Below are 9,802 nucleotides of genomic sequence, written 5' to 3'. Positions count from 1 at the left end.
AGCACAGCCCACCCCCACAGACAGCCAACCCACCCCAACCAGCAGGAACCTACCGCCCCCACACCCACCCCGAACGACTTCGCCAGCAGAGTCACGTATTCGACTTCCTGCGCAGCAGTGCGCCGGCGCCCGAGTGGCCTGGGGGTGGATGCGGGGTTCGCTGGAGTGGTGTCGCATGAGAAGTCGGCGGGGCCGACTTCTCGCGCAGCGGGGTGGGGAGGGTGGGTCAGTGGGCGGCGTAGTACTCGGCGAGGGTGAAGAAGGCTTCCTTCGGGTCCCAGGGGACGCCGGGGTGGGTGGTGCCCGGGTGGTCCTCGTAGGTCTTGGTGATGCCGTAGCTGGCGAGGTCGAGGTCGTCGCGGGGGTCGCCGTGCGGGCGATGGACGTGGTCGTAGAGGGCGAGGGTGAAGACGAAGGTGGCGTCGATGCCGCCGGTGTCGAAGGCTTCCAGCAGTTCACGGAGGTAGGCGGCCTGTCCGGCCTCGTCGCGTTGGTAGCTGCCGTCGAGGCGGACCGGTCCGTCGGCGTCGTACTCGACGATGTCCAGGCCGCGGGCGCCGTGGTCGCCGGCGCCGCGGTAGGTGGCGGACCCGAACTCGGTGACGGCGACCGGCTTGCCCTGGGCGGTCAGCTCGCGGACGCCGGCGGCGAAGCGGTCGGCGGTCCCGGCGTCGCGGTATAGGTCCAGTGAGACCAGGTCGAAGGGTTCCCAGTCCACCCGCTCCAGCGGCACCGCGGCGTACGTCACCCGCCCGCCGAAGCGTGCGCGCACCGCGGCCACCGCCCGGCCGAGGAAGGTGTTGACCCGGCGGCTGACCGGTCCGAGCTGTTCGCGCAGCTGCTCGGGCCGGGCGAGCAGGGCGACCCGCTCCGCCGTGTCGGCTCCGGGCAGGAAGCCCGGGTTCATCAGGCTGAGTTCGGCGCCGGTCACGAAGACCACCTCGGCCCCGTCCCGGCGCAGTCGCTCCGCGCGCTCGGCGCAGTCGGCGAACAGCTCCAGCATCTCCTCGGCGGTCTGCTCCAGAGGGTACGGTGAGTACCAGATCTCCAGGCCGAGGGCCGCGGCGCACCGGGCGGCGAGTTCGACCCGGTCGGCGTCGCCGCCCATGATGCGGACCGCGTTGCAGTGCAGCTCGTCCCGGATGATCCTCATCTCGCGTTCGACCACTTCGGGGTCGAAGCGGGTTCGGGAGGAGGTTCCGTTCCTGATGAATCCGGTGTCGTAGCTGATTCCCTTGGCGCGCACGTTCTTCCGCCTTTCGGTGAGAGGGGATTTACGGTACGCCAAGTACCCTAGTTGCCGGGTGGCGCCGACGGCAAGAAGGATGGGGCGGTCCGTGGAGAGGTCCGCGGAGGGCTCCACGGAGAGGGCGGCGGCATGGCCGGGCAGACGCGGCGGCGCGGAGCGGCGCTGGAAGAGGCGATCCTGGGCGCGGCGGTCGAGGAACTCGCCGAGGGCGGGTACGCCGGGCTGACCATGGACAAGGTCGCCGCCCGCGCCGGCACCAACAAGAACGCCATCTACCGCCGCTGGCCCAACCGCCTGGCGCTCGGCCTCGCCGCGTACAAGCAGCTCGCGAAGGCCTCCCCGGTCCCCGACACCGGCGAACTGCGCGGCGACGTACTGGAGTTGCTGCGCCAGGCGAACCGCCACTGGAGTTCCCCGCTGGGCTCCGTGCTGCGCGAGCTGCTGGCCGCCGCCGGCGGCGCGGCCGAGTTCCTGTCGCAGCTGCAGGACCAGTCCGGCGACGCCTCGGCCGCGCCCTGGCTCACCGTGCTGGGCCGCGCGGTCGCCCGCGGCGAGGCGGCCCCCGAGGCGCTGCACCCCCGGGTGGCGACGGTGGCGGTGGTGCTGCTGCGCAACGAGTTCGTGGTGCGCGGGGTGCCGACCGCGCCGGACGACGTCCTGGTGGAGATCGTGGACGAGGTGTACCTGCCGCTGGTGCGCGGGCGCGCCCCGCTCGGCCAGGGCCCGTCCGGCCGGTCGTCCGCGCGGCCGGACGGCGGGGAACTTCCGGAGTGACGGCCGGAGTGACGGCCGGAGCCGACGGCCGGGGTGACCGTCGGTGGCCGTGTCAGGCGGTGCCGATGGTGAGTCGGGCGATGGTCCCGACGGCCTCGCCGCCGTTCACGTCGAGCAGTGAGAAGCGGACGACCGCGGTGTCGCCGGCGACGTAGTTGCTCCGGTTCACGACCGTGACGTGGACGCTCGTCTGCACGGTCGCGCCCGTGCACTTCGGGGCGAACCGGGTGGTGCCGAGGGCGCCGGTGCGCGGGTCCTCGGCGATGACGGCGGCGGCCCGGGCTGGCCCGCCGGCCTCGCAGGAGTACGCGACGTCGATGTACACCGTCATCGCCGAGCCGTAGGGGACGTTCACGCTGTCGACCCGCACTCCGGTGCTCGCGTGCGCCGGAGCCGCGCCGAGCAGCATCCCCGCGGCCAGCGCGGGGGCGGCGAGCCAGGTCGTTCTACTGCGGTTCATGAGGGCCCTCCCGTGGTTGGTTGCCCGTCATGCTACGAACGGCGGTGCGCCACGGCCAGGCCGATGCCGAAGGCCGGAGCGGCACTTGCCCAGTTACCCGTTGCCGGAGAAGCGCAATACCGTCGAACGGGGCATCAACCGCCTGAAACGGCTCCGGGCCGTCGCGGCTCGCTGCGTCAAGCGCGGCGACGTCGTCCTCGGCGCCGACGCCGCGGCTGCCCTCATCATCCGGCTTCGCACCTGACCGCGTGCCACGACCTCAACGCACAGAGGCGCCCGGCGCCAGCGCCAAGCCCGCTGCTGCGAGGAAGTCCTCAAGGCCGATGGCACCACCGTCGGTGCCGTCGTCCCATTCGACGAGGAGCCCCGAGCGGCCTTCGTTCCAGGACTCCGGTGTGTCGGCGTCTTCGTCAGGCCCGGGGTGCCACTCGACGCAGCCCTCGCCGTGCCGGTACCGGAGGTACAGGTACTGGCCGTCTTCCGTCCAGGCGTCCCACTGTGACGGGCTGGCGGAACAGGTCTGCACAACCCGGATCAGCTTCCGACCCTCATCCGTGTCCATCCGACGATGCTCGCGCGGCGGCGGGTTTCCGGCAATCGACTTCGGGCCGCCGTCATGGGCTCCTCGTGCAGCAGGCAGGGCGTGCCGTCAATGATGGACCGGGTGGCTCCTAGCCGGGCGCGTTCCCCCTGGTCAGCGAGGAGGCGAGCCGCTCCGCGGTGTCCGCGTCCAAGGTGGCGTGACCGAGCAGGAAGCGGTACCAGAAGACCCCGTAGACCTGGTCCGCGATGAGGTCCAGGTCGGCATGCTCGGCCAGTTCGCCGCGCTCGCGGCCTCTGGCGAGGAGCTCGCGGAGCGCGCCGCGGCGGGCGGCGGTGAAGCCGCGCATCAGTTCGGCGAGGTGGGGGTCGCGGGCGGCCTCGCGGGCGACGGTGCGCAGCGCGGAGGCGGTGGTGTCGTGCTGGGCGGCCTCGAAGGTGGTGGTGATGAAGGCCCGCAGGTCGGCGCCGAGGTCGCCGGTGTCGGGGCCGTGGACGTCCTGGTCGGCGCGGTCGGTGAGGGCGTCGAGCAGGACGGCGCCCTTGGAGGGCCACCACCGGTAGACGGTCTGCTTGCCGACGCCGGCGGTGCGGGCGATGGCGTCGATGGTGACGGGTGTGCCGTCGGACTCCGCGAGGAGGTGCAGGGCGGCGTCGAGGATCGCCCGGTGGGCGGCCTCGTTGCGGCGGCGGCCGGTGTGCGGGCGCGCGGGCGAAGCGGTCTCGGCTGCCGTTCCGGCGTCCGCTTCGGCGCCCGCTTCGGCGTCCTGGGTCTCGCTCATGGTGCTCCCTTTCCTTCTGTCCCCGCTTGACAAGACTAACAGTCTCGACAACCATCATTGTCGGAACGAACGGTCTCGACAAGTCGAAGGGCCCCACCACCATGAGCACTGCGTCAAACCTCTTCGCCGGACAGCGCGTCGTCGTCATGGGCGGCAGCTCGGGCATCGGCGAGGCCGCGGCCAGCGCCTTCGCCGCGGACGGCGCCGAGGTCGTGGTCACCGGCCGTGACCGCGACCGGCTGGACGCCGCCGTCGCCCGGATCGGCGGCAAGAGCAGCGGCCACCGGCTGGACGCGGCCGACCCGGCGGCCCTGGCCGAGTTCTTCGCCGGGACCGGCACGGTGGACCACCTGGTCGTCGCGGTCAGCGGCGCGGCCGGCGCCGGCCCGTTCGCCCGGCTCGACCTGGCGGAGCTCGCGACCGGCTTCGACGCCAAGTTCTGGCCGCAGGTGCGCGTCCTCCAGGCCGCGCTCCCGCACCTGCGCGAGGACGGCTCCGTCACCCTGATCACCGCCGCCTCGGCCCGCGCCGCCTTCCCCGGCACCGCCGGACTGGCCGCCATCAACGGCGCCCTGGAGGCGATGGTCCCGCCGCTGGCCGTCGAGCTCGCCCCGCTGCGGGTCAACGCCGTCTCGCCCGGCGTGATCGACACCCCGTGGTGGGACCGCGTCCCGGCCGATCAGCGGGCCGCCCTGTTCCAGGGCCTCGCCGCCACCACCCCGGCCGGCCGGGTCGGGCGCGCGGAGGACGTCGCACGGGCGATCCACATGCTGGCCGCCAACACCTTCGTCACGGGTGTGGTGTTCGACTGCACCGGCGGGGCGAACCTCCCCACCGGCCGCTGAGCCGGGCAGCGCCGCTCGGGCCCTGGACGCGGGCGGCGCCCGTTGTCACAGGCGGCGCCTACGGTTCGACCGTGAACGTTCCCGACGTCATCCCGGTCAGTCACCAGCCCGGCTACCGCACCGACACCATCGGCCGCTGGCAGGGCGGCCAGTTCTTCGCCTCGGCGCTCTGCCTCGGCGTCGGCCGGTACTGCGCCGTCCTGCACCTCTTCGACGCCGCCGGCCGGCACCTCGACTCGCGGATACGCCCCGCCGGTGACGCGGCGCGGGCCGAGCGGTTGCTGGCGGAGGAGCTCGACGCCCTGCCGGGCCGGGAGTACGGGGACATCGCGATCGCCCCGTTCTCCGTGCACGTCGACGGCGAGCTGTTCGGCCTGGTCCGCGAGGACTACGAGGAGGACGAGGTGGAGGAGGGCGACGAGGAGGACCGGGTGCATTTCGAGCTGTACCCGGACGGCCTCGGTTTCGACGCCCCCTGGTGCGGCTGCTACGACACCTGAGCCGCCCCGGCCGCCCGCCGGGGCGGGCGCGTCACCACTCCGCGACCCGGTAGTCCTTGAGGAACACCCCCGACACGGGATCCCCGGCCTCGCCGCGGACGATCGGGTCGTACACCCGGGCCGCGCCGTCCACCACGTCCAGCGGGGTGCGGAACCCCCGGGCGGCGATCCGGTCCTTCCGGGGTGCCGGGTTCTCGTCGGTGATCCACCCGGTGTCGACGGCGCACATGTGCACGCCCTGGCCGGCGAGTTCGGCCGCGCTGGTGCGGGTGAGCATGTTGAGCGCGGCCTTCGCCATGTTGGTGTGCGGGTGCCGGGCGGTCTTGTTGCGGACGGCGAACCGGCCCTCCACCGCGGAGACGTTGACGATGTAGCGGGCGGGGTGCGGGGAGGACAGCAGCAGGGGCAGCAGCCGGTCGCAGAGCAGGGCCGGGGCCAGCGCGTTGACCAGCTGGGTCTCCAGGACCTCCGCCGGGTCGAGCGAACCGAGCTTGGTGGACCAGGAGTTGGCCGGCGCCGGGTCGGGCAGCAGCCCGGCCTCGTCGGTGAAGTCCAGCAACGACCCGGCACCCGAGGGGAGCCGGGCGGGCCCGGCGAGCGGACGGAATCCGGGCGCGTGGCCGATCGCCCGGCGGTCGGTGGCGGGCAGGGCGTCCCGCTCACCCGCGGCCAGCAGCGCGTACGACTCCGGTGGGCGCCGAAGGGTCTGCGCGGCGTTGTTGACCAGGATGTCGAGCGGTCGCCCGTCGGCGAGCAACCGGTCGGTCAGGCCCAGGACTTGGCGCGGGTCGCGGAGGTCGATGCCGACCACGCTGAGCCGCTCCCACCACTGCCCGCTGCCCTCGGCGGCGCGGAAGCGGCGGACGGTGTCCTGCGGGAAGCGGCTGGTGACGATCAGCTCGGCGCCGTCGCGCAGCATCATCAGGGCGAGCTGGAAGCCGATCTTCACCCGCCCGCCGGTCAGCAGCGCCCGGCGCCCGCGCAGGTCGGTGCCGAGGGCGCGGCGGGTGGTGTTGTCGGCCGCGCAGTCGGGGCAGAGCCGGTGGTAGAAGCCGTCGACCCGGCGGTAGGCCTGCTTGCAGACGTAGCACTTGTGCGGGACGAGCAGTTCGCCGACCGGGCCGCCCGCGGCGGCCAGCGGCGCGTCCTCGCGGCGGGTGCGGCTGCCGGTCGCGGTGGCGGCGAGCAGCTCGGCGTCGGCCTGCCGCACGGCCTCGCGGGCCTCCTGGCGGCGGCGCTTGCGGCTCTCCATCACGAAGGAGCTGAGCTGCCGCTCGGCGTGCAGCCGGGTGAGGTCGTGGGAGGGCAGGCGGCGCAGCCGTCCGAGGGTGCGGCTGAACGCGGCGAGTTCCTCCGCGCTGACGGCGTCGGCACACGCGTCACCGGCGTCGGCACGCGCGTCACCGGCGTACGCCTCACCGGCGCACGCGCTACCGGCACGCGCGCCGCCGGCGTGGGCGCCGGTGCCGCTCGCCGGATGAATGGTGATCAGCTGGTCGTGGTCGTCCCGGACCGTCATGTCCGCCCCTTCGTGCCGTACAGGTGGGAGGGACTGTAGTGGACGGTCCGGGACGATGAGATGCCAATTTCCGCTGGTGAGCGCCGGTGGCCGCAGACGGGCCCGTGGGCTCAGCCCGCGTACTGGCCGAGGATCTTCGCGAACTCGTACGGCTGCTGCGGGATGTTGGTGCACTTGGACAGCGAACCCCCGGTGCAGGCGTTGGCGTCCCGGGTGGCGTCCCAGAAGGAGAGCATCCCGATGTGGTTCTGCCGGGCGAAGGCCACCAGCTGCTGGGCGTCGGCCTGGTTGTAGATCTGGTGGTCGTCGTTCTCGCCGATCATCGGGGTGACGCCGACCATGGCCCAGAGCCGGGCGTCGGTATTCGCCGGGTAGAGCGCCTTGAGCTGGCCGAACAGCGACTGCGCGGCCTGCACCGCGGCGTTGCCGTAGTCGGTCCCGCTGCGGTAGTAGTCCATCGCCATGATGTTGACCACGTCGACGGCCACCCCGGCGTCCCGCGCGGACTTGACGATGGCGACGCCCTCGGAGGTCAGGCCCTCGGGCAGGACGGGCAGGGTGAAGGAGACCCTGAGGCCGGGGTGGGCCTGCTGGAGCTTGGCGAGCGCGGCGGAGCGGCGGTCGTTGGCGGCGGTGTCGGCGATGGCCGCGCCCTCGATGTCGAAGTCGACGTAGCGCAGGCCGTAGGTGTTCACCACGGCGTCGTACTCGGCGAACAGCGAGTCCACCGTGGTGCAGGCGGCGGCGAGTTCGGTGCCGGCGGCGCCGCCGAAGGAGACCTTGACGTCGCCGCCGGCCGCGCGCAGCGCGTCCACCTGGTCCTTGGCCCAGGCGGTGCGCGGGTCGTAGGCGTTGAACCAGCTGGCCTTGCAGCCGACGCCGGTGACGAAGCCCATCGTGTAGCTCCTGAGGCCGCCGGCCTTGGCCATGTCCGGCATCGAAGGGGTCGGCCAGGCGCCCATGTCGATGTACGGGGCGACCGGGAGCGCGACGTTCGGCGCCGGGGTGGTCGGGCCGCCGGTGGGCGTTCCGGTGGGCGTTCCGGTCGGGGTGCCGGTCGGGCTCGGCGGGGTGGTCGGGTTGCCGCCGCCGGGGCCGGTCAGGACGATGTCGTCGGCGAGGTAGCCGCCCTGTCCGTACCAGCCGTGCAGGTACACGGTGACGCTGGTGGTGGCCGGTCCGGTGGTGAAACTCGTGGACAGCTGCTGCCAGTTGGCGCCGCCCGCGGTCCAGGTGGCCGGGTCGGTGAAGCCGCTGCCGGTGGCGCCGAGGTAGACGTACTGGCCCTGCACCCAGGCGCTGAGCGTGTACGTGGTGTTCGGCTGGACGCCGACGGTCTGGCCGCACTGCGCGGTGTCGCTCGCGCTCACCGCTCCCTTGAGGGCGTACGTCCCGCTGTGCGCACCGGAGTTGACCACGCTGCCGGTCCCGGCGGAACAGCTCCAGGGGCTGAGCCCGCCGCTCTCCAGACCGCCGTTGGCGAGCAGGTTGCCGTCGGCGGCACCGGCGTTCCCGGCGAGCGCGGCCAGGCCGCCGGCGGCGAGCGCGGTGGCGGCGGCGAGGCTCAGCAGGGTGGTCCGGCGGGCGGGGCGGCGGTGCGTGGGGGCGTGCTGGGGCGCGCTGGGCATGGGGGTGCCTCTCGGGACGTGGTGGCCGCCCGCGCCGCGAGGGGGGAGACACGGGGCGGGCGGCGGTCTGGGGGTGGTCCGGTGCGGGAGGAGCGCGGTGCTGAGCATCAAACTGGACTAGACCAGCTGTGCACGTCAAGCACTTCCCGGACCCGTACGCCTCACCGGGGGCAGGTTTTAGGAACGGTTAAGACGCGGTGCGGGCGCGGGAACGGCATGGGCCCCGACTTCCCTGGCGGCCGGTGGTGGTGGCCGATCCCGCCGGCCGGCCACGACGGTTCGGCCGCGACGGTTCGGCCACGACGGTTCGGCCGTGAACAGAGCGTCGACCGGCGCGGCGGATCCGAGCGGGCTTGACCTCGAGCGCACTCCAAGGTGAAAGCTGAAGGCGTTGATCACGCACCACCACGCACCACCACGCACCACCACACGAAATCTCGCGACAACCCGCGACAACACGCGACATCGCGCGAATCCACGCGACCCACGATGGGAGCACTGCCATGCGCAACGCCTCGTTCGGTACCGGCGGCCCGGAGATCGGCGTCATCGGTCTCGGCTGCATGGGCATGACCTGGGCCTACGACGTGCGGAGCCGGGACGACGAGAACTCCGTCCGGGTGATCCGGCAGGCGCTGGACCTCGGCGTCGGCCTGATCGACACCGCCGACATGTACGGCCCGTACACCAACGAGGAGGTGGTCGGCGCCGCGCTGGCCGGCCCGTACCGGGAGCGCGCCTTCCTGGCCACCAAGGTGGGCATCGTGCCGGGCGGCGGGGGCCAGCACGAGCGCAACGGCCGGCCCGAGCACGTGCGCCGCTCGATCGACGAGAGCCTGCGCCGGCTGGGCACCGACCACGTCGACCTCTACCAGCTGCACCGGGTCGACCCGGACGTCCCGATCGAGGAGACCTGGGGCGCGTTCGCCGAGGTCGTCGCGGCGGGCAAGGCCCGGAACATCGGGCTCTCCGAGGCGACGGTCGAGGAGATCAAGCGGGCGCAGTCCGTGCACCCGGTGGCCTCGGTGCAGTCCGAACTGTCGCTGTGGACCCGGGACGTGCTGGCCGACGTGCTCCCGTACACCGAGGAGCAGGGCATCGCCTTCCTGCCCTTCTCGCCGCTCGGCAGGGGCTTCCTGACCGGGGGCATCACGTCCTTCGACGAGCTGCCCGCCGACGACTTCCGGCGCGGGCTGCCGCGCTTCCAGCAGGACGCGCTGAGGACCAACCTGGAGCTGGTCGGGGCGGTCAGGGCGGTCGCCGAGCGGATCGGCGCGAGCCCCGCGCAGGTCGCGCTGGCCTGGGTGCTGGCGCAGGGCCGGTACGTCTTCCCGATCCCGGGCACCAGGACGCCGCGCTACCTGGTGGACAACGTGGGGGCGGCCGGGATCGAGCTGTCGGCGGTGGACCTGGCGTTCTCCGGTACGGGCACGGCCGAAGCCTCGGCCGTGCCGTTCTCGCCGTCCGGTCGGTTCGTCGCTGCCAGGTCGTCCACGCGCACGAGC

The 9,802-nt window shown here is 73.1% G+C and carries 11 protein-coding genes; 5 read left to right on the top strand and 6 right to left on the bottom strand.

Annotated elements, in window-relative coordinates:
- Window positions 1-226: 226 nt before the first annotated feature.
- Entirely contained in the window at window positions 227-1,246 is a 1,020-nt protein-coding gene (locus tag ACWD4P_RS36905) for a hypothetical protein (protein ID WP_449782650.1), read from the bottom strand.
- A gap of 132 nt (window positions 1,247-1,378) precedes the next feature.
- On the opposite strand from ACWD4P_RS36905, the gene ACWD4P_RS36900 reads away from it, so the two are divergent.
- Entirely contained in the window at window positions 1,379-2,023 is a 645-nt protein-coding gene (locus tag ACWD4P_RS36900) for a TetR/AcrR family transcriptional regulator (protein WP_359829453.1), read from the top strand.
- Window positions 2,024-2,075: 52 nt separating this feature from the next.
- Here ACWD4P_RS36900 and ACWD4P_RS36895 read toward each other — a convergent pair whose 3' ends face one another.
- Window positions 2,076-2,483: a hypothetical protein gene (locus tag ACWD4P_RS36895; RefSeq protein ID WP_359829452.1), complete on the bottom strand. Its 408-nt coding sequence runs from the start codon at window positions 2,481-2,483 to the stop codon at window positions 2,076-2,078.
- Window positions 2,484-2,568: 85 nt separating this feature from the next.
- Here ACWD4P_RS36895 and ACWD4P_RS36890 point away from each other — a divergent pair, with 85 nt between their 5' ends.
- Window positions 2,569-2,727, top strand: a complete 159-nt coding sequence (locus tag ACWD4P_RS36890) for a hypothetical protein (protein WP_449782649.1) — start codon at window positions 2,569-2,571, stop codon at window positions 2,725-2,727.
- A gap of 15 nt (window positions 2,728-2,742) precedes the next feature.
- Here ACWD4P_RS36890 and ACWD4P_RS36885 read toward each other — a convergent pair whose 3' ends face one another.
- Both ACWD4P_RS36885 and ACWD4P_RS36880 read right to left on the bottom strand, forming a co-directional pair.
- On the bottom strand, window positions 2,743-3,045 hold the full coding sequence (locus ACWD4P_RS36885) for a hypothetical protein (RefSeq protein ID WP_449782648.1): 303 nt from the start codon (window positions 3,043-3,045) through the stop codon (window positions 2,743-2,745).
- A gap of 109 nt (window positions 3,046-3,154) precedes the next feature.
- On the bottom strand, window positions 3,155-3,805 hold the full coding sequence (locus tag ACWD4P_RS36880; RefSeq protein WP_449782647.1) for a TetR/AcrR family transcriptional regulator: 651 nt from the start codon (window positions 3,803-3,805) through the stop codon (window positions 3,155-3,157).
- Between the two features lie 101 nt (window positions 3,806-3,906).
- On the opposite strand from ACWD4P_RS36880, the gene ACWD4P_RS36875 reads away from it, so the two are divergent.
- Together ACWD4P_RS36875 and ACWD4P_RS36870 are read left to right on the top strand one after the other, a co-directional pair.
- Window positions 3,907-4,650, top strand: coding sequence for an SDR family oxidoreductase (locus tag ACWD4P_RS36875; protein ID WP_449782646.1), 744 nt, complete (start codon window positions 3,907-3,909; stop codon window positions 4,648-4,650).
- A gap of 71 nt (window positions 4,651-4,721) precedes the next feature.
- Entirely contained in the window at window positions 4,722-5,150 is a 429-nt protein-coding gene (locus tag ACWD4P_RS36870) for a hypothetical protein (RefSeq protein WP_449782645.1), read from the top strand.
- Between the two features lie 31 nt (window positions 5,151-5,181).
- On the opposite strand, the gene ACWD4P_RS36865 is transcribed toward ACWD4P_RS36870, so the two are convergent.
- On the bottom strand, window positions 5,182-6,669 hold the full coding sequence (locus ACWD4P_RS36865; protein WP_449782644.1) for an SDR family oxidoreductase: 1,488 nt from the start codon (window positions 6,667-6,669) through the stop codon (window positions 5,182-5,184).
- Window positions 6,670-6,779: 110 nt separating this feature from the next.
- Window positions 6,780-8,297 carry a carbohydrate binding domain-containing protein gene (locus ACWD4P_RS36860; protein WP_449782643.1) on the bottom strand — a complete coding sequence of 506 codons (1,518 nt, stop codon included), beginning with the start codon at window positions 8,295-8,297 and terminating at the stop codon, window positions 6,780-6,782.
- A 503-nt stretch (window positions 8,298-8,800) separates the two neighbouring features.
- On the opposite strand from ACWD4P_RS36860, the gene ACWD4P_RS36855 reads away from it, so the two are divergent.
- Window positions 8,801-9,802: aldo/keto reductase (locus ACWD4P_RS36855; protein ID WP_449782642.1), on the top strand; the 1,002-nt coding region annotated here is incomplete at its 3' end.

This window comes from Kitasatospora sp. NPDC002543 (assembly GCF_053594915.1).
This window is presented reverse-complemented; position numbering and strand designations above follow the sequence as displayed.